The following is a 22,031-nucleotide window of genomic DNA, read 5'->3' as shown; positions in this document are numbered from 1 at the left end:
GTCTCCTTCGTCAGCCGGGCCGACGACCCAGTTCGGTGTCGATGAGGGCGAAGAGGTCTTCGACGCTGGCGGTGGCGATCGGGTCGGCCGGGGCCGGCTGCTGCGGACCCACAAGGCCCAGCAGGTGCTCGGTGAGGGCGGCGGGGCTGGGCTGCTCGAAGACGATCGTGGCCGGCAGGTCGAGGCCGGTGGCCGCCCGGAGCCCGTCGCGCAGCTGTACCGCGGTCATCGAGTCCATGCCGGCTTCTTGGAACGGCCGGTTGCCGTCCACCGTGGATACATCGCGGTGGCCGAGGGCGGCGGCGGTGTGATCGAGGACGAGCCGCCGTACGACCGAGCGACGCCCGTCGTCGTCGAGCCCGGCGAGCCGTTCGGCGAGCGCCCGGGCGGCGTCGCCGTCCTCCGGCGTGCCGGGGTCGCCGGAGCTCGCCGCGGTTGCTGGCAGGGCCGGTCCGCTGAGCCAGTACCGGTGCCGGGCGAACGGGTACCGCGGCAGGTCGGCCGGCGCCACGCCGTGGCCGGCGAACAGACGCGGCCAGTCGACGGCGGCGCCCCGCTGCCAGAGCTCGGCGAGGCCGGCGACGACGGCGTCCGGTTCGTCGCGGCCGGTGCGGGACAGCGTCACGCCGTCGACGAGCGCGGCGAGGAGGGGCGCGGGACCGGCCTCGGCCACGGCGGTGACGCCGAGGCGGGCGAGGGTGGCCGCGGTGGTCTCGAGGCGCCCGGGCTGCTGGGCCGTGTCGACCCAGTACGACGGCGAGGTCCATGCGCCCGTGACCACGTCGCCGGTGGCGGCGGAGACCACCGGGATCCCCGCCGGTTCCGCTTCCGGAGTGAACCGGAGCCGGTCGAACACGGCAACAAACTTGGCGACTGCGTCCTCCCCCGGCGGCATGGCCTGCACGAGCCGGCCGCGGGCGGCGGCGAGCGCGGCGGCGTCGGTGAGGGACAGCGCGCCGGCCGCAAGTACGGCGGCGATCTCGCCGCCGCCCTGCCCGACCATGACGTCCGGGTTGACGCCCCAGGACCGCAGGAGCCGGAACATGGCCACCCCGAACGCGAACAGCGCCGGCTGGGCGAACCCGGCCTCGTCGAGGCTGTCACCAATGTCGATCACTCTCGCGAGGGGGCGTGGCAGGTGCGGGTCAAGGGCGGCGCAGGCCTCGTCGAACGCCTCGGCGAACGCCGGGAACGCGGCGCGCAGGCCGGCGCCCATGCCGGGGCGCTGGGCGCCGTCACCGGGGAAGACCAGGGCGAGGGCGCCCGACGGCGCGGGGGCGCCCGGGGTCGGGACGGCGGCGAGGCGGCGCAGCAGGGTGGCCCGGTCCCGTCCGGTGACGGCGATGCGGTACGGCAGGGCGGCGCGGGTGGCGAGGGCGAGGCCGGCACCGGCGGGGTCGAGCGCCGGATCGGCGTTGATGCGCTCGTGCACGCGCCGGACGTGCGTGGCGAGGGCGTCGGCGCTGCGGGCGGACAGCACCCACGGTACCGATGCCGGATCGTGACGACCGTCGGGCGTCTCGGCGGCGGAAGGCTGTTCCAGCACCACGTGGGCGTTGGTACCGCTGATGCCGAACGAGGACACCGCGGCCCGGCGCATACCGTCGCGGGCCGGCCATGGCTGTTGCCTCGTGAGAAGGCGGAGCCCGCCGGTGTCCCAGTCCACGTGCGGCGACGGCTCCTCAGCGTGCAGGGTCCGGGGCATCACACCGTGCCGCATCGCCTGCACCATCTTGATAACCCCGCCCACACCCGCAGCCGCCTGCGCGTGACCGATGTTCGACTTCAACGAACCCAGCCACACACCAGCCGACCCGTACACCTCCATCAACGCCTGGGCCTCGATCGGATCACCCAACCGAGTACCAGTCCCGTGCCCCTCCACAACGTCCACATCGGACGCCATCAGCCCACCGGCCGCCAACGCCTGCCGGATCACCCGCACCTGCGCCGGACCACTCGGCGCCGTCAAACCGTTCGACGCACCGTCTGAGTTGACCGCGCTACCGCGGAGCACGGCCAGGACCCGGTGCCCTCGCTCGATCGCCGTGGAGAGCCGTTCCACCAGCAACCAGCCGACACCCTCGCCCCAGCCCGTACCATCCGCACCCGCACCGAACGAACGACACCGACCGTCGACCGACAGCCCACGCTGACGGGAAAACTCCACGAACGTGCCGGGCCCGGCCATGACCGTCACCCCACCGGCGAGCGCCAGCTCGCACTCACCCAGCCGGAGCGCGTTCGCGGCGAGATGCAGCGCGACCAGGGATGACGAGCAGGCGGTGTCGACGGTGACGGCGGGGCCTTCGAGCCCGAACACGTAGGCGATGCGGCCGGAGGCAACGCTGCCCGCGCTGCCGCCGGCAAGGTACCCCTCGACGCCGGACGGGACGGTGTGGTGGCGGGTGCCGTAGTCGCCGTACATGACGCCCGCGAACACCCCGGTACGGCTGCCGCGCAACGCCTGCGGGTCGATGCCGGCGTCCTCGAACAGCTCCCACGCCGTCTCCAGCAGCAGCCGCTGCTGCGGATCCGTGGCCAGGGCCTCCTTCGGGGACATGCCGAAGAAGTCGGGGTCGAACAGGTCCGCGTCGTACAGGAACCCGCCGTGGCGGGCGTAGGAGGTGCCCGGGTGGGCGGGGTCGGGGTGGTACAGCCGGTCGAGGTCCCAGCCGCGGTTGCCGGGGAACTCGCCGATCGCGTCGACACCATCGGCGACGAGCCGCCACAAGTCCTCCGGCGTGCGGACGCCACCCGGGTACCGGCACGACATGCCCACGATCGCGATCGGCTCGGCGGACGGCCGCGGCGCCTCCACCACCGTGGCCTGCGCGGGCCGTTCGCCGGTCATGCGGCGGCGCAGGAACGCGGCGAGCGCGGCGACCGACGGGTGGTCGAACACGACCGTGGTGGGCAGCCTGATCCCGCTGGCGTCACCGAGGCGGTTGCGCAGCTCGACGGCGGTGAGGGAATCGAGGCCCAGCTCCTGCAGCGGCCGGTCGGCGGCGATGGCGCCCGGGTCGGGATAGCCGAGAACCCCGGCAACGTGCCCGCGCACGAACTCGTCAACGGCGCGTTGGGCGACCGCCCGGCCGGCACCGATCCCGGCGTTCCCAGCGCGGGCGGCGGCGCGGCGCTTGGGCGCCGGGGCGAGCCGGCGCAGCGGCGCGGGCAGTGATGCCGCGGCGGCGGCGGCGAGCGCGGCGGGGTCCAGGTCCGCGGCGGCGTACACGGGCTCGTCGCCGGCGAGGGCCGCGTCGAGCAGGGCGGTCGCCGCGTCGGTGGGCATCGGCCGGACGCCGAGCCGGGCCAGGCGGGCGAGGTCCTGACCGGCGAGGTGGCCGGTGAGGCCGCTCGCCTGCGCCCAGAGGCCCCAGGCGACGGACAGGCCGGGCAGGCCGGCGGCGCGGCGGTGCGCGGCGAGCGCGTCGAGGAAGGTGTTGGCTGCGGCGTAGGCGGCCTGCCCGGCGGTGCCGAGGATGCCGGCGAGCGACGAGTACAGCACGAAGGCGGTCAGGTCGCGACCCTCGGTGAGCTCGTGCAGATGCCAGGCGGCGTCGGTCTTGGGACGTAGGACCCCGTCGAGCCGGTCACCGGTCAGGGCGGTGAGGACACCGTCGTCGAGCACGCCGGCCGTGTGGACGACGGCCCGGACCGGGTGTGCGGCGAGGACGGCGGCGAGCGCGTCGCGGTCGGCGGCATCGCACGCGGCGAACGTCACCCGCGCCCCGTCCGCCTTGAGGTCGGCGCGCAGCGACGCCGCGCCGTCGGCCTGCTCACCGCGCCGGCTGAGCAGGAGCAGGTCCCGGGCGCCGTGCCGGCGCACCAGGTGGCGGGCGAGCGCGGCGCCGAGGCCGCCGGTACCGCCGGTGATGAGCACGGTCCCGTCGTCGAACCGCGGTACGGCTCCGGCGCTGCCGGCGTCCGGCGCGGATGGCGCGAGGTGGCCGAGGCGCGGTACCACCAGTTCCCCGTTGCGGACGGCGAGCTGCGGCTCGCCGCTGTGCACGGCGCGGGTGAGGTCGGCCGGCTCCGCGGCATCGTCGAGGTCGACGACGGTGATGCGCTGCGGGTGTTCGGTCTGGGCGGTGCGCAGCAGGCCCCAGACGGCGGCCTGGGCCAGGTCGGGCCGCTCGCCGGGGCGGACGGCAACCGCACCGCGGGTGACCACGACGAGGCGGGTGGCGTCGAGATGGCCCGCGGCGAGGAATGCCTGGACGAGGTCGAGCGCGGCGCGGGTGGCGGCGTGGACGGCACCGGGCAGCCCGCCGTCGCCCGGCTCCTGCGCCGCCAGCCGCACCACGAGCACCTCCGGGGCGTCGGTGAGCGCGGCGACCGCGGTGTGGGCAGGCCGCTGCGGGTCGCCGGGCAGCTCGACCCAGCGCGGCCCGCGGGGGCGGTCTTCCGTCGCGGCTGCCGGGAGCCACCTCAGCGGCAGCAGGACGCCCGCGGTCCCGGTCATGGCGGTGTCCGCGGCGAGGGGGCGCAGGGCGACGCGCTCGCAGGTGACGACCGGGGCGCCGGTTTCGTCGGCGGCAAGCAGTTCCACGGTGTCCGGCCCGGCCGGGGTCAGCCGGACCCGCAGGGTGGTGGCGCCTTCGGTGGCGACGCGGACGCCGGTGAACGCGAACGGCATCCGCGCCGGCACGTCCTCGGCCACGCCGGGCAGCAGCGGGTGCAGCGCGGCGTCGAGCAGGGCCGGGTGCACGGCGTACCGGCCCGGCTCGTCCCGGGCGACCTCGGCGTAGAGGACGCCGTCGCGGTGCCAGGCCCGGCGTAGCCCACGGAACGCGGGCCCGTAGCCGTAGCCGAGATCGGCAAGCCGGTCGTACGTGTCGGTCACGTCCAGTTCGGCCGCGCCGGGCGGTGGCCAGGCGTCGAGGCGTTCCGCGGCGCCCGCCCCGCCGGGGCCGCCCGCGTCCAGCTCACCGGTGAGCAGGCCGGTGGCGGCGGCCGTCCAGTCAGCGCCGGGCGTGTCGGGCCGGGCGTGCACGTCCAGGCGACGCCCGCCGTCCGAGCCGGGGGCGGCGGCGACGACCTGCAGGATCACGGACCCGCCGTCCGGCACGACGACGGGGGCGAGCAGCGTGAGCTCCGCTACGGTGGCGTGCCCGATCTCGTCGGCGGTCCGGACGGCGGCCTCCAGCAGGGCGGTGCCGGGCAGCACGATGCGGCCGTGCAGGGTGTGGTCGGCGAGCCAGGGATGGGTGGCGGCGCCGACCCGGCCGGTGAGCATGATCTCGCCGGTACCGGCCCGGTGCACGCCGGCGCTGAGCAGCGGGTGCCCGGTCGCGGTGAGGCCCGCGTTCACGAGGCCGGCAGCAGACGGGTCGGGGTCGAGCCAGTAGCGGCGCCGGTCGAACGCGTACCGCGGCAGATCGACCGGCCCGTCGCCGGTGGCCGAGGGGTGCAGGCGGGTCCAGTCGACGGGGTTGCCCCGCTGCCATACCTCAGCGAGGCCGGCGACGAACGTGGCCGGCTCGTCGCGGCCCGGCCGGCACAGCGCCACGCCGCCGGCGAGTCTGGCGAGCACTGCGGCCGGGCCGACCTCGAGGAGCGTGGCCGCTTCGGCGGCGGCGACGGCGGCGGCGAACCGGACCGGGCGGCGGACCTGGTCGACCCAGTAGGCCGGGCTGGCCCATTCGCCGGTGACGGCGGCGCCGGTCACGGTCGACACGGCGGCGATGCGCGGCGCGGCGAACCGCAGCCCAGCGATCTCGGCGGCGAATCCGGCGAGCATCGGCTCCATGAGCGGCGAGTGAAACGCGTGGGACACGGTCAGCGGGCGGCTGGGCGCGTCGAGCCGCGAGACGACCGACTCGACCGCGTCGGCGGCGCCGGACACGACGACGGAGCGGGGCCCGTTGACGGCGGCGATGGCGACCCGGTCCGCAACGGGTTCGATCAGCGCGGCGACGGCGTCCTCGGGTGCGGTGACGGCCACCATGACCCCACCGTCCGGCAGTGCCTGCATGAGCCGGCCACGGGCGGCGACGAGCGTGGCGGCGTCGGCGAGCGACAGCACGCCGGCCGCGTGGGCCGCCGCGATCTCGCCGATGGAGTGGCCGATCACGAGCTGCGGGGTGACGCCCCACGCGGCCAGCAGCCGGAACAGCGCCACCTCGAACGCGAACATGGCCGGCTGGGCGAACCCGGTGCCGTCGAGGCCATCGCCGGTGCGGATCACGTCGGCGAGCGGGCGTGGCAGGTGCGGGTCGAGGGCGGCGCAGGCCTCGTCGAACGCGTCGGCGAACGCCGGGAACGCGGCGTGCAGGCCGGCGCCCATGCCGGCGCGCTGCGCGCCCTGGCCGGTGAACATGAACCCGAGCCCGCCGCCCGCGGGTGCGGCGGCGGCGCTGCACTCGGCGACGGCGGCGAGCCCGTCGAGGAGTTCGGCTCGGACGGTACCGGTGATCACGACACGGTCGGGCAGCGCGGCACGGGCGGCCAGGGCGGCGCCGACGGCGGCGGGCTCGAGGGCGGGATGCGCGTCGAGGTGCCCACGCAGCCGTGCGGCCTGCGCGGCAAGCCCGGCCGGGCCGCGGCCGGATAGCGTCCACGCGACGACCGGCGCCGGCGCGGCGGCCTCTTCCCGCGCTTCGGCGGGGGCGCCGGCCTCTTCCAGGATCACGTGGGCGTTGGTGCCGCCGAACCCGAACGACGACACCGCCGCGCGGCGCGGCCGGTCCTGAACCGGCCACGGCCGCTGCTGATGCAGCAGACGGACCCCGCCGGCGTCCCAGTCCACGTGCGGCGAAGGCTCCTCAGCGTGCAGAGTGCGGGGCATCACACCGTGGCGCATCGCCTGCACCATCTTGATCACCCCGCCCACACCCGCAGCCGCCTGCGCATGACCGATATTCGACTTCAACGAACCCAGCCACACACCAGCCGACCCGTACACCTCCATCAACGCCTGAACCTCGATCGGATCACCCAACCGAGTACCAGTCCCGTGCCCCTCCACAACATCCACATCGGACGCCACCAACCCACCGGCCGCCAACGCCTGCCGGATCACCCGCACCTGCGCCGGACCACTCGGCGCCGTCAAACCATTCGACGCACCATCAGAATTCACCGCACTACCACGAAGCACCGCCAAAACCCGATGCCCACGCTCAACCGCCGTCGACAACCGCTCCACCAGCAGCCAGCCGACACCCTCACCCCAGCCCGTACCATCCGCACCCGCACCGAACGAACGACACCGACCGTCGACCGACAGGCCGCGCAGCCGGGAGAATTCGATGAACGGGACCGGCGTGGACATGACGGCGACGCCACCGGCCAGGGCAAGGTCGCACTCGCCGCGGCGCAGGGCCGTGGCGGCGAGGTGCAACGCGACCAGCGACGAGGAGCAGGCGGTGTCGACGCTGACGGCGGGTCCCTCGAAGCCGAACACGTAGGCGAGCCGGCCGGAGGCGATGCTGCCGGCGGAACCGCTGAACAGGTAGCCCTCGAAGCCGTCGGGCGGCAAGGCGGGCCGGGAGCCGTAGTCGTTGTACATGACGCCCGCGAACACCCCGGTACGGCTGCCACGCAACGCCTGCGGATCGATGCCAGCGTCCTCGAACAGCTCCCACGCCGTCTCCAACAGCAACCGCTGCTGCGGATCCGTCGCAGCAGCCTCCCGCGGCGACATCCCGAAAAACCCGGCATCAAACAGATCCGCGTCATACAAGAACCCACCATGCCGCGTGTACGACGTACCCAAATGCTCCGGGTCAGGATCGTAAAGAGCGGACAGATCCCAGCCACGGTTACCCGGAAACTCACCGATCGCGTCGACACCATCAGCCACGAGCCGCCACAAGTCCTCCGGCGCACGGACACCACCCGGATACCGGCACGACATACCCACAATCGCGATCGGCTCGCGGTCGCGCTCCTCGACGTCGTGCAGCCGCCGCCGGGCGTCGCGCGCGTCGGCGATGGCCCGCTTCAGGTACTCGCGGAGCTTGTCCTCGTCAGCCACGTGTTCTCTCTCCGGATTCGGTGCGGTCGTCGACGAGGGCGAACAGATCCTCGTCGCTGGCCAGGTCCAGGTCGTCCAGTTCGCCGGCGGCCGCGGCCGGCTCGGTCGGGGGCTCGGCGAGCCGCGCGAGCTTCCGCAGCCGCTCGGCGATGCCGGCGCGGGCGTGCGGGACGGCGTCGGCGTCGACCGCGGCCCGCAGCGCGTCGGCGAGCCGGTCGACGTCGGCGAGCAGTGCCGCGCCGAGGTCCGGTTCGAGCAGTTCGGTGAGGTACGCGACGAGGGCGCCGACGCTGGGGTGGTCGAAGATGACGGTGGCGGGCAGCCGCTCGCCGACGGCGGTGCCGAGCCGGTTGCGCAGCTCCACGGCGGTGAGCGAGTCCAGCCCGAGCTCCTGCAGCGCGCGGTCGTCGTCGAGCTCGGCGGGGTCGGCGTGGCCGAGCACCGCGGCGGTGTGGCGGCGGGCGAGGCCGGCGAGGACCCGGCGGCGCTCGGGCGCGGGCAGCCGTCGCAGGTCGGGCGCTGCCGGCGGGTCCACGACGGTCGCCGCGCGGCGCGGGGCGCGCACGGGGACGAGCCCGCGCAGCAGTGGCGGCGGCTCGGTACCGCGCAGCGCGGCGACGTCGACGCCGGTGAGCGCGTACACCGGGGCGGCCCCGACGAGGGCGGCGTCGAACAGCTCCATCGCCTCGCCGGCGGCCAGCGGCAGCAGGCCGAGGCGGGCCAGCCGGGCGCGGTCGGCGGCGCCGAGCCGGCCGGACAGCTCGCTTGCCTCGTCCCACAGCCCCCAGGCCAGGGATGTTGCAGGCAGCCCGGCGGCGCGGCGGTGCGCGGCGAGGGCATCGAGGTAGGCGTTGGCGGCGGCGTAACCGGACTGCCCGGCGGTGCCGAGCAGCCCGGCGACGGACGAGTAGAGCACGAACGCGGTGAGGTCGGTGTCGGCGGTCAGCTCGTGCAGGTTGCGCGCGGCGTGGAGCTTTGGCCGCAGGACTCGGTCGAGCCGCTCGCCGGTCAGGGCGGTGACGACGCCGTCGTCGGTGATTCCGGCGGCGTGGACGACGGCCCGCAGCGGGCGTTCGGCGGGCACGGCGGCGAGGACGGCGGCGAGGGCCGCGCGGTCGGCGGCGTCGCAGGCGGCGAACGTCACCCGGGCTCCGGTGCCTTCGAGCTCGGCGCGCAGTTCAGCGGCCCCGGGCGCGTCCTCGCCGCGGCGGCTGAGCAGCAGCAGGTCGCGGGTGCCGTGGCGGTACACGAGGTGCCGGGCGAGAACCGCGCCGAGCGTCCCGGTCGCCCCGGTGACGAGGACGGTACCGGCATCCCAGCGCGGCTCGGCGACGTTGGCCGCGGTGGCCTCGGGCGCGGGGTCGCGGGTGAGCCGCGGCACGAACAGCGCTCCCCCGCGGATCGCCAGTTGCGGCTCGCCGGCGGCAAGCGCGGCGCGGACGGTGCCGGCGTCGGCGGACTCGGCCTCCAGCAGCACGATCCGGCCGGGGTGCTCGGTCTGTGCGGAGCGCACCAGTCCCCACACGCCGGCAAGTTCCGGCGCGGCCGCGTCGCGGGTGACGACGACCAGCCGCGAGCCGGCGTACCGCTCGTCGGCGAGCCACGTGCGTACCAGCGCGAGGGCCGCGTGGATCGCCGCGGCCGGGTCGGCGGCGTCGCCCGCGACAGGCGCGACGACGACGGGCGGCGGGTCCTCCGGCAGCTGCCCGCCCGGGTCGACGAGTGTCCACAGCGGCGTCTCTGCGCCCGGTTCCGGCGCGGGGATGGGGGTCCAGCCGGGCCGCAGCAGCCCCGGCAGGGTAGCTGCTGCGGTGAGCGGCCGCAGCGTCAGCGTCCCGATCTCGATGACGGGCGCGCCGGCGGCGTCGGTGGCGGTCAGGGTGACGGTGTCGGCGCCGGTACGGGCGAGGCGTACCCGCAACGCGGCGGCTCCGGCCGCGTGCATCCGCGCCCCGGCGAAGCCGAAGGGCACCACGGCCGGTCCGTCACCGGCGACGCCGGGCAGCAGCGGGTGCAGGGCGGCGTCGAGCAGCGCCGGGTGCACGGCGAACCGGCCGGCCTCGTCGGCCTCGTCGAGTACCACCTCGGCGTAGATGACGTCCGCATCGCGCCAGACCCGCCGCAGCCCGCGGAACCCGTCGGTGTAGCCGTAGCCCAGGCTGGCGAGCCGGTCGTAGGCGCCATCAAGCGATACCTCGGCGGCCCCCGCCGGTGGCCACGCCGGGTCCGGCGCCTGCGGGCCGGGCTCGGCGGTGGCGGCGAGCGTACCCGTGGCGTGTGACGTCCACGGCTCGTCCGCGCCGACCCGGGCGTGCATCTCGACCGGGCGCGCGCCGTCCGGGCCGGGCGCGCCGACGCTCAGCTGCAACTCGACGCGGCCGCGGGCCGGCACGACCAGCGGTACGGTCAGCGACGCGTCGGCGACGACCGGACAGCCGGCCTCCTCGCCCGCGCGCAGCAGCAGGTCGAGCACCGCAGTGCCGGGGAACACGACGTTGCCCCGCAACGCATGCCCGGCGAGCCACGGCTGCCGTTCGAGGGACACGGTACCGGTGAGCACGAGCCCGTCACGGCCGGCGAGCGGCACCGCGGCGTCGAGCAGCGGATGGTCCGGCCCGCCGGCGGCCGGTGCGGGCGCGGGCAGCCAGTACCGGCGGCGCTGAAACGCGTAGGTGGGCAGGTCCACGCGGCCCGAGCCCGGGTACACCGCGGCCGGGTCGAGACCGGCCCCGGCCACGCGCATGGCGGCGAACCCGGCGGCGGCGGTGCGCGGCTCAGGCTGGCCGGCGCGCAGCAGCGGGGCGAGCGTGGCGCCGGGCAGGGTCTCGGCGGCGAGCGCGGTGAGCACGCCGTCGGGGCCGAGTTCGAGGCAGCGGCGCACGCCGAGGTCGTCGAGGGCGCGAAGGCCGTCGTGGAAGCGGACGGTACCGCGGATGTGGCGGGCCCAGTAGTCGGGTGTACCCAGCTCGGCCGGGCTGGCGACCGCACCGGTGAGGTTGGAGACGATCGGGATGCGCGGCTCGCGGAACGTGACACCGTCGATGGCGGCGCAGAACTCGTCGAGGACGCCGTCCATGTGCGGGGAGTGGAAGGCATGGCTGACCGGCAGTCGGCGGACCTTCCGGCCGCGGGCCCGCCAGGCGGCGGCGATCGCGTCGACGGCGTCGGCGTCCCCGGCGACGACGGTCGCGGTGGGGCCGTTGACGGCGGCGACAACGGCCTCGCCGGTGGGCGGCAGCGTCGCGCGGACCTCGTCCTCGGCGGCCTGCACGGCGGCCATCGCGCCGCCCTCACGCGCGGCCTGCATGAGCCGGCCGCGGGCGGCGACGACGGCGCACGCGTCGGCCAGATCCCACACGCCCGCGGCGTGCGCCGCGGCGACCTCGCCGATGGAGTGGCCGAGCAGCACGTCGGGCCGGATGCCGTAGGCCTCGGCGAGCCGGAACAGGGCGACCTCGATCGCGAAGAGCGCCGCCTGTGTGTACCTGGTCTGGTCGAGCAGCGCCGCGTCCGCGGTGTCCGGCTCGGCGAACATCACGGTGCGCAGCGGCCGCGGCAGGCCGGGATCCAGGTGCGCGCAGACGGCGTCGAGGGCAGCGGCGAAGACGGGGCTCGCCGCGTACAGCTCACGGCCCATGCCCGCACGCTGGCTTCCCTGGCCGGTGAACAGCAGCGCGGTCCGCCCGCCGGTATTCTCCCCGCGCAGCACGCCGGGCGCGTCCTGGCCGGCGGCGAGCGCGGCGAGCCCGTCGAGCAGCTGGGCGCGGCCGGCGCCGAGGACAGCGGCCCGGTGCGGCATGGCGGTCCGGGTGGTCGCGAGGGCGTGCCCGACGTCGCCGGTGCGCAACCGCGGGTTTGCGGTCAGGTGGTCGTACAGCCGGCGGGCCTGCTCCGGCAGGGCGTGCTCGGCCCGCGCGGACAGCACCCACGCCTCGACGGGCAGCGGTGGGACTCCGTCGGTGGGCGGCGCGGCTGCCGCCGCGGCGGGTTCCTCGATGATCACGTGGGCGTTGGTGCCGCTGATGCCGAACGACGACACCGCAGCGCGGCGCGGCCGGTCCTGAACCGGCCACGGCTGCTGCTGATGCAGCAGACGGACCCCGCCGGCATCCCACTCCACGTGCGGCGACGGCTCCTCCGCATGCAGGGTCCGGGGCATCACACCGTGGCGCATCGCCTGCACCATCTTGATAACCCCGCCCACACCCGCAGCCGCCTGCGCGTGACCGATGTTCGACTTCAACGAACCCAGCCACACCCCAGCCGACCCATACACCTCCATCAACGCCTGGACCTCGATCGGATCACCCAACCGAGTACCAGTCCCATGCCCCTCCACAACATCCACATCGGACGCCATCAGCCCACCGGCCGCCAACGCCTGCCGCATCACCCGCACCTGCGCCGGACCACTCGGCGCCGTCAAACCATTCGACGCACCATCAGAATTCACCGCACTACCACGAAGCACAGCCAAAACCCGATGCCCACGCTCGATCGCCGTCGACAACCGCTCCACCAACAGCCAGCCGACACCCTCACCCCAGCCCGTACCATCCGCACCCGCACCGAACGAACGACACCGACCATCGACCGACAGCCCACGCTGACGGGAAAACTCCACAAAGGTGCCGGGACCAGCCATGACCGTCACCCCACCGGCGAGTGCCAACTCGCACTCACCCTCCCGCAGGGCGTTCGCGGCCAGGTGCAGCGCGACCAGCGAAGACGAGCAGGCGGTGTCGACGGTGACGGCAGGTCCCTCGAGCCCGAACGTGTACGCGACGCGGCCCGAGGCGACGCTGGCGAGGTTGCCGGTGAGCAGGAACCCCTCCAGCTCGGCGGGGGCGGCGGCGCGGTGCGCGGCGTAGTCGTCGTACATGACGCCCGCGAACACCCCGGTACGGCTGCCACGCAACGCCTGCGGATCGATGCCAGCATCCTCGAACAACTCCCACGCCGTCTCCAACAGCAACCGCTGCTGCGGATCCGTAGCAGCAGCCTCCCGCGGCGACATCCCAAAAAACCCGGCATCAAACAGATCCGCGTCATACAGAAACCCACCGTGCCGCGTATACGACGTACCCAAATGCTCCGGATCGGGATCGTAGAGAGCGGACAGATCCCAACCACGGTTACCCGGAAACTCACCAATCGCATCAACACCGTCAGCGACCAGCCGCCACAAATCCTCCGGCGCACGGACACCACCCGGATACCGGCACGACATACCCACAATCGCGATCGGCTCGGCGGACGGCCGCGGCGCCTCCACCACCGTGGCCTGCGCGGGCCGTTCGCCGGTCAGGCGGCGCAGCAGAAACGCGGCCAGCGCGGCAGCCGACGGGTGGTCGAACACGACCGTGGTGGGCAGCCTGATCCCGCTGGCCACGCCGAGGCGGTTGCGCAACTCGACGCTGCCGAGGGAGTCGAGGCCGAGGTCGCGCAGCGCGTGCTCGGGGTTGACGCGGGCCGGCGGGTGGCCGAGGACGGCGGCGGCGGTGTCGCGGACGAGGTCCAGCACGAGCTGCCGGCCGTCCTCTTCGGACAGTCCGGCGATGCGGCGGGCGAGGCCGCCGCCTGCGCCTGTGCCGGGGCCGGCCGCCGGGCGGTGGGTGCGGCCGCGCAGGATCACCGGCCGGTCCTCGGCTCGGGAACCGATGAGCCGGACCGGGACGAGCAGCGGGTCGCCGGGGCGGGCGAGTGCGGCGTCGAACAGCGCCAGCCCTTCGGCCGGGGCGAGCGCGGCGATCCCGGCGCGCCGCCAGCGCTCGACGTCCGCGGCGCCGAGCGAGGCGCCCATGCCGGCCCCGTCCCACAGGCCCCACGCGAGCGACACGGCCGGCAGGCCGCGGGCGCGGCGGTGGGCGGCGAGGGCGTCGAGGTAGGCGTTGGCGGCGGCGTAACCGGCCTGGCCGGCGGTGCCGACCAGCCCCGACACCGACGAGAACAGCACGAACGCGGCCAGGTCGAGGCCGGCGGTGAGCTCGTGCAGGTGCCAGGCGGCATCGGCCTTCGGGCGCAGCGCAGCGCCGAGCCGTTCGGCGTCGAGGGTGTCGACGACGGCGTCCGCGAGGACCCCGGCGGTGTGCACCACGGCGATCAACGGGCGCTGCGCCGGGATACCGGCGAGGACCGCGGCGAGGGCGTCGCGGTCGCCGGCGTCGCACGCCGCGAACGTCACCCGGGCCCCGGCCGCTTCGAGGTCGTCGCGCAGCGGCGCGGCGCCGTCGGCGTGCTCGCCGCGGCGGCTGAGCAGGAGCAGGTCCCGGGCGCCGTGGCGGTGTACGAGGTGCTGGGCGATGAGGCTGCCCAGGGCGCCGGTGGCGCCGGTGACCAGGACGGTTCCGGCGTCCCACGCAGGTGCGGGGCCATCGCCGGCGGCCGGGGCCGGTGCGAGCCGGGGCACGTGCAGCCGCCCGCCGCGGACGGCGACCTGCGGCTCGCCGGCCGCCAAGGCGTCGCGCACCGACCGGTCGCCGGCATCGGTGTCGACATCGACGTCGATGATGGTGATCCGGCCCGGGTGTTCGGTGTGCACGACCCGCAGCAGGCCCCACACCGCGGCGCCGGCGAGGTCGGTAACGTCTTCGCCGGGTCCGGTGGCGACGGCGTTGCGGGTGAGGACGGCGAGCCGCGCCCCGTCGTCGGCGGCGAGCCGCTGCTGGACGAGGCGCAGCACGCTCAGCGTCTCGTGGCGTACGGCCTCCGGGTCGCCGGTGCTCGCCCCGGCGCGGATGACGGTGACGCCGTCGCCGTCCGGGCGAGCAGCCGGCGGGGCGATACCCGGCCAGTCCAGGACGTGCAGGCGGGCGCCGGGTGCGGCGGCGGGACGCATGGTGAGGCCCCGGACGGTGGCGACGGGGGCGCCGGAGAGGTCGGTGAGCACGAGGGTCCGCGGGCCGTCCGGCGGTGCCATGACGCGGACGCGGATGTCGGCGGCGCCTTCGGTGTGCAGCTCGACCCCGGTCCAGGCGAACGGCAGGTGGACCCGCCCGTCGGTGGCGGTGTCGAGCACGACCGCGTGGAGCGCGGCGTCGAGCAGCGCCGGGTGCAGGCCGTAGCGGCCGGCCTCGCCACGCACGGCGTCCGGAAGCCCGGCCTCGGCGTACAGGTCGGCGCCGTGGCGCCACAGCGCTCGCATGCCGCGGAACGCGGGCCCGTACTCGTAGCCCAGCGCGGCAAGCCGCTCGTATGCGTCGTCGACCGGCTCGGGCGTGGCGCCGGCCGGCGGCCAGTGACCGCCCGCCGCCCCGTCGGGGGCGGACACCGGCTCGGGGCTCGACGGCGCCGGGGTGAGGCGACCGGAGGCGTGCCGGGTCCAGCCGGTATCGCCCTCGGCGGGCTCGGGCGCCGCGTGGATCGTGAGGGCACGGCCCCCGCTGACGTCCGGCGCCGCGACCACCAGCTGCAGGCGCATCGGCCTCAGCGGCAGTGGCTCCTCGATGGTGAGTTCGTCGACGACCGGTGCCGCGCAGCGCGCCCCCGCCGCGGCGGCCAGTTCGAGGAACGCGGCGGCCGGCAGCAGCGCTGCCCCGCCGACGACATGGTCGGCGAGCCACCCGTGCTCCCCCGGTGCCAGCCGCGCCACCAGGACGGTCTCGTCCCGGCCGGCGACGGCGACGGCGGCGCCGAGCAGCGGGTGGCCAGCAGGTTCCAGACCGACGTGCAACGGGTCCCAGCCGGCGTCGGGCGCGAGCCAGTACCGCTCGCGCTGGAACGCGTACGTGGGCAGGTCGACGATCCCGGCGCCCGGCGCGAGCGGGCCGGTGCCGATCTGCGCCCTGGCGGCCCAGCACTGCGCGACGCCCTCGACGTACGCGGCGGGCTCGGGCCGGTCGCGGCGCAGGACGGCCACGGCGGTGACCGGATCGTCGGGCAGGCAGTCGGCGACAAGCGCGGTGAGCACGGCGTCCGGCCCGGCCTCGACGAACAGGTCCGCCCCCGCGGCCCGCAGCCCGCGTACCGCGTCGGCGAAGCGGACGGTGGCGCGGATCTGCTGCGTCCAGTACTCGGGCGAGGTCAGTTCCTCGGTGGTGGCGGGCCGGCCGGTGACGGTGGAGACCAGCGGCACGCGCGGCGCGTGGTAGGCGACCAGCTCGGCCACCGCGCGGAACTCGTCGAGCGCCGTCGTCATATGCGCCGAGTGGAAGGCGTGACTGACTCGCAGCGGGCGGACCCGCCTGTCCCGGGCCGCCCACCGCCGCGCGGCGGCGTCAACGGCCTCGGCGTCACCGGAAAGGACCACGGCCCGCGGCCCGTTGACCGCGGCGACGTCGACCGCTACGCCTGCGGCCTGGTCGGCGAGGTCGGCGGTGACCTCCTCCTCGGTGGCCTCCACGGCGAGCATCGCGCCGCCGCGCCGGGCGGCCTGCATGGCGTGCCCGCGAGCCGCGACGAGGCGGGCCGCGTCGTCGAGCGACCAGACCCCGGCGACGTGCGCGGCGGCCAGCTCACCGATCGAGTGCCCGGCTACCAGGTCGGGCAGCAGGCCATGCTGTTCCAGGAGCCGGGCCACGGCGACCTCGACAGCGAACAGGGCCGGCTGGGTGTACGCGGTCTCGTGCAGCACGGCGTCCCCGCCGAAGATCACCTCGCGCAGGGGCCGGTCCAGGTGCGGGCCGAACGCGGCGCACACCTCGTCGAACGCGGCGGCGAACACCGGCGACGCGGCGTACAGCTCGCGGCCCATCCCGGTGCGCTGGGCGCCCTGTCCGGTGAACAGCAGTGCGGTGTGCCCGGCCCGGGCGGCGCTGCCCCGCACGACGCCGGGCGCCATGTCGCCGCGCGCGATCGCGTCGAGGCCGGCGAGCAGCGCGGGCGCGTCGGCGCCGACGACGGCGGCCCGCTCGTCGAACGCGGCGCGGGTCTCGGAGAGTGACCGGGCGACCGCCGCCGGATCGACTTCCGCGGCGCTGGCGAGGTGGTCGCGCAGCCGGGCCGCCTGCGCGGCAAGCGCGTCGGCGTCGCGGCCCGACACCGCCCACGCCACCGGGATCGCGTCGTCCGGCCCGGTGCGGCCGTCTGCCCCGCTGGTCGATTCCCCGCCGCCCCGGCTTTCACCATCGGCTGCGGCTTCGCCACCGGACCCGCCGCCGCCGGCACGGGTGGCTTCAACGCCCGGCTGCGCTGGGTCGCCCTGTTCGAGGACGATGTGCGCGTTGGTACCGCTGATGCCGAACGACGACACCCCGGCACGGCGCGGGTGTCCGGTCGCCGGCCACGACCGCTCTGCCGTCAGCAGCTGCATGGCGCCCGCGGACCAGTCCACGTGCGGCGTCGGCGCGTCGACGTGCAGCGTCCGGGGCAGCACGCCATGGCGCATCGCCTCGACCATCTTGATGACCCCGGCAACGCCCGCGGCGGCCTGCGTGTGGCCGATGTTCGACTTCAGCGAGCCGATCAGCAGCGGCGCGGCGCCGTCACGGTCCCGGCCGTACGTGGCCAGCAGCGCACCGGCCTCGATCGGGTCGCCGAGGGCGGTGCCGGTGCCGTGCGCCTCGACCACATCGACGTCCACAGTGGACAGGCTGGCATCGGCGAGCGCGGCGCGGATCACCCGCTCCTGGGACGGCCCGTTGGGGGCGGTCAGGCCGTTGGAGGCGCCGTCGGAGTTGACGGCGGTACCGCGGATCAAGGCGAGGACCGGGTGACCGGCGCGGCGGGCGGCGGCGAGAGGGGCCAGGACCAGCACCCCGACGCCCTCGGCCCACGAGGTGCCGTCCGCGGCGGCAGCGAACGCCTTGCTGCGCCCGTCGGCGGCCAGCCCGCCCTGCCGGGAGAACTCCACGAACATGCCGGGTGTCGACATCACCGCCGCGCCGGCCGCCAGCGCCAGGGTGGACTCCCCGGACCGCAGCGACCGTACCGCGAGATGCAGCGCGACCAGCGACGACGAGCACGCCGTGTCCACGGTGACGGCGGGTCCTTCGAGCCCGAGCGTGTACGCGACGCGCCCGGACATGACGCTCGCCGTGGTGCCGGTCAGCACGTGCCCGTCGACATCGACGCCGGCGCTGTGCATGCGGGGGCCGTAGTCGAGGGCGGTGGCGCCGACGAACACGCCGGTACGGCTGCCACGCAGGGCTCGCGGGTCGATCCGGGCCCGCTCGACGGCCTCCCACGCGGTCTCCAGCAGCAGCCGCTGCTGCGGGTCCATGGCCAGGGCCTCGCGCGGCGAGATACCGAAGAACCCGGCGTCGAAACGGTCGGCGCCGCGCAGGAACCCGCCGTGGCGGGTCGCGGACGCGCCGGGTTGCCCCGGTGCACCGTCGAGGAGGCGGTGCAGGTCCCAGCCGCGGTCGTCGGGGAACGTGCCGATCGCGTCGACGCCGTCCGCGACGAGCCGCCAGAGGTCGTGCGGGGACTCGACGCCGCCCGGGAGGCGGCACGCCATCCCGATGACCGCGATCGGCTCGCCGGTCAACGCAGCCGCGGCCGGCGCGGCGGCGCCAACGGCGCCAGAGCCCGCGATCCGTTCGGCGAGGTGATCGGCGAGGGCCCGCGGGGTTGGCCGGTCGTAGAGCAGCCCGCCCGGCAGCCGCAGCCCGGTCGCCGTGGCGAGGGCGTCGGCCAGCTCGACCGCCATGAGTGAGTCGAATCCGAGATCCCGGAAGCGGGTGTCCAGACCGATCCGCTGCCCCGGCGCGGCGCCGAGCACCGCGGCGACGTGGCCCTCGACGGCACCGGCGAGCGCACGCCGCAGCGACTCGCCGGTGAGCCCGGCGAACGGCCCGCCGGCCGGAGCGTCCACAGTGGCCCGTGTCGTGGACGGTGCGGGGGCGGCGGGATCGGACACCGCACCGGCCGGCGCCGGCGGTACCGGCGCTTCGGTGAACCAGTGGCGGCTGCGCTGGAACGGATACGTGGGCAGGACGACCCGGTGGGTCTCGCGGCCGGTGTAGAGGGCGGCCCAGTCGACGCCGGCCGCCCCGCGGACAAAGACTCGGGCGAGTGCCTCGACGACGGTGCGTGCCTCGTCGCGTCCCTTCCGCAGCGACGGTACCGCCGCGACGTCCGCGTCGCCGATCAGCGCGGCGCCGATCTGGGCGGAGCAGACGCCGTCCGGGCCGAGTTCCAGGTAGGTGGTCGCGGCGCCCGACCGCAGCGCGTATACCGCGTCGAGGAAGCGCACCGGCTGGCGGACCTGCTGCACCCAGTACTCCGGATCGGTGGCCTCGGCGTCGGTGAGCCGCCGCCCGGTCACCGTCGATACGATCGGGATCTGCGGCGGGTGCAGCCGCAGGCCGCCCATGACGGTGCGGAAGTCGTCGAGCATCGGCTCCATCAGCGGCGAGTGGAAGGCGTGCGAGACGGCGAGACGGTGGGTGCGGCGGCCGCGGGCGGCGAGCGCGGCGCCGACCGCCTCGACCGCCTCCACGGCACCGGAGACGACGACCGCGGCGGGTCCGTTGACGGCGGCGAGCGCGGCGCGGCCGGCGTGCGGGGCCAGCAGTGGGGCCACCTCGTCCTCGGCGGCCTCCACCGCAAGCATCGCCCCGCCCGGCGGGAGGGCCTGCATGAGCCGCCCCCGGGCGGCGACGACGGCGGCGGCGTCGGGCAGGGACAGCACACCGGCGACGTGGGCGGCGGCAAGCTCGCCGATGGAGTGCCCGGCGAGCGCGGCGGGGCGCACGCCCCACGCCTCGGCCAGGCGGAACAGGGCGACCTCGACCGCGAACAGCGCCGGCTGGGTGTATCCGGTCTCGTCGAGGCCGTCGCCGGTGGCGATGACGTCGGCGAGTGGGCGGGGCAGGTGCGGGTCGAGGTGGGCGCGCACCTCGTCGAAGGCGCGGGCGAACACGGGGACGGCGGCGGCCAGGCCGAGGCCCATGCCTGCGCGCTGGCTACCCTGCCCGGTGAACACGACGGCGAGGTCGCCGGGCGTGGGCCCGCCGGTCACGAGGCCCGGGGCGGGCCGGCCGGCGGCGAGCGCGTCGAGCTGGGTGGCCAGCTCGCCGGGGTGGTCGCCGATGGCGACGGCGCGGTGCGGTAGCGCGGCACGCCCGGACGCGAGCGACCATCCGACCGCCACCACGTCCGCCCCGGCTTCCTGCCCGCCCGGCTCCGAAGCGGTGTCCGGGGCGGCGACCGGGTTGGCGAGTGGGCGCAGCCGATGGGCCTGCGCGGCGAGGGCGTCCGGACCCTGCGCGCTCACCGCCCACGGCACCAGCGGCACGGCGGGACCGTCCGGGGAGGGTGCCGGCGCGGCGGTGGCGTGCGGCGGGGCCTCGGCAACAACGACGTGGCAGTTCACGCCGCCCATGCCGAACGCGCTCACCCCGGCCACGAGCGGCCGCTGCGGCCGCGGCCACGGGCCGAGGTGCTGCTGCACGGCGAGGCCGAGCTCGGGGAACGGGATCGCCGGGTTGGGTTGGTCGAAGTTGCGGCTCGGCGGCAACTGCCGATGGCGCAGGGCGAGCAGCACCTTGACGAGGCCGGTGACACCGGCCGCGGCCTCCAGGTGGCCGACGTTCGTCTTCGCCGAGCCGATGCGCAGCGCGTCGCCCGGCACGCGCCCGGCGCCGAGGACCGCGCCGAGGGCCGCGGCCTCGATCGGGTCGCCGACCGGGGTGCCGGTGCCGTGCGCCTCGACGTACTGGACGTCGTGCGGGTCGACGCCGGCTCGGCGGTACGACTCCCGCAGCACCTCCTCCTGCGCGCTCGCGCTGGGCACGGTCAGTGCGGGCGCGGCGCCGCCGTGGTTGACGGCCGAGGCACGGATGACGCCGAGGATACGGTCTGCGTCGGCGAGGGCGCGGTCGAGCGGTTTGAGTGCGACGACGGCGCCGCCCTCGCCGGGGGCGTAGCCGTTGGCACGGATGTCGAAGGCGTAGCTCTCGCCGTCCGGGGACAGCGCGCCGAACCGGCGGGCGGTCAGGTCACGCTCGGGCAGCAGGCCGATGCTGACGCCGCCGGCGAGCGCCATGACGGACTCGCCGCCGCGCAGGCTCTCGCAGGCCAGGTGCACCGCGACGAGCGACGAGGCCTGTCCGGCGTCGACGGTGGCGCTCGGGCCTCGCAGGTCGAGGAAGTAGGAGACGCGGTTGGCGATGACGCCGCGGCTCAGGCCGGTCATCGAGTGCTGGGTGATGGCCTCGGCTCCATGCTGGTAGGCGAGGTGGGCGTAGTCGTCGCGCAGCGCGCCGACGAGCACCGCGGTACGGCTGCCGCGAAGTGTCGACGGGTCTGCGCCGGCGTCCTCCAGGGCTTCCCAGGCCAGCTCCAGCACGAGGCGCTGCTGCGGGTCCATCGAGGCGGCCTCGCGCGGGGAGATGCCGAAGAACGCGGCGTCGAAGTCGGCCGCGCCGGTGAGCCGGCCGCCACGGGTGCCGTCCGGGCCGGTCTGCAGCCCGCTGGCGCCCTCGCGCAGCAGCGTCCAGAATGCGTCCGGGTCCGGGGCTCCGGGCAACCGGCACGACATGCCGATGATGGCGATCTCCTTCATTGCCTGCCTTCCGCGCGACGTCGCAGCCAGCCTTCCCGGCGGCTCCCAGCGCGTAGTAACGAGGCAGTAACGACTCGTTTCGGTACACGAATGAGCGGAGGGTTGCCTCACGGTGGGGAGACGGTTGCGTACCGCCGGTTACGGTCGGCCGACGTCGTACACCAGCGCATCGGGGAGTGGACCGCCATGACCGTCACCCACGAACAGCTCGTCACCGCGGCCGAGGAGCACGGCCGGCGCTACGTCGAGGCCTTCAACTCAGGCGACATCGAAACGATCAACGGCATGTACACCGAGGACGCCATCTCGGTGTGGCAGCCCGGAGTGCCGCTGTCCGGGCAGGCACGCAAGGACAACCTGGCCGAGTTCATGAGCCAGAGGCCGAAGATGACCGCGACGCTGCGCGAGGCGCATGTGACCGGCAACACCGCGCTGCTCGTCGTGGACTGGCAGATCGACCTGGTCACCGAGGACGGAGCGGAGCACCTCGACGGCGTGGGCCTGGACGTGCTGCGCCTCGGCGAGGACGGGCAGTGGCGCTTCGCCATCGACAACCCGTTCGGTCAGACGCCGGTCCCCGCCGCCTGACGCGGACAGCGCACA

3 protein-coding genes are annotated in these 22,031 nt (G+C 75.6%); 1 reads left to right on the top strand and 2 read right to left on the bottom strand.

The features are described from left to right. Positions 1–10: 10 nt before the first annotated feature. On the bottom strand, positions 11–7,981 hold the full coding sequence (locus AB0M46_RS19210; RefSeq protein WP_363337679.1) for an SDR family NAD(P)-dependent oxidoreductase: 7,971 nt from the start codon (positions 7,979–7,981) through the stop codon (positions 11–13). Beyond that, entirely contained in the window at positions 7,974–21,428 is a 13,455-nt protein-coding gene (locus AB0M46_RS19205) for a type I polyketide synthase (protein ID WP_363337677.1), read from the bottom strand. The genes AB0M46_RS19210 and AB0M46_RS19205 overlap by 8 nt, the downstream gene beginning before the upstream one ends. 186 nt (positions 21,429–21,614) lie before the next feature. Here AB0M46_RS19205 and AB0M46_RS19200 point away from each other — a divergent pair, with 186 nt between their 5' ends. Next, positions 21,615–22,016 carry a nuclear transport factor 2 family protein gene (locus AB0M46_RS19200; protein ID WP_363337675.1) on the top strand — a complete coding sequence of 134 codons (402 nt, stop codon included), beginning with the start codon at positions 21,615–21,617 and terminating at the stop codon, positions 22,014–22,016. The last annotated feature ends 15 nt before the right edge of the window (positions 22,017–22,031 follow it).

Source organism: Dactylosporangium sp. NPDC051485 (genome assembly GCF_040682015.1).
Classification (GTDB): Bacteria; Actinomycetota; Actinomycetes; order Mycobacteriales; family Micromonosporaceae; genus Dactylosporangium.
The sequence above is the reverse complement of the archived record's forward strand: the minus strand, read 5'-3'. Positions and strand labels throughout refer to the sequence as shown.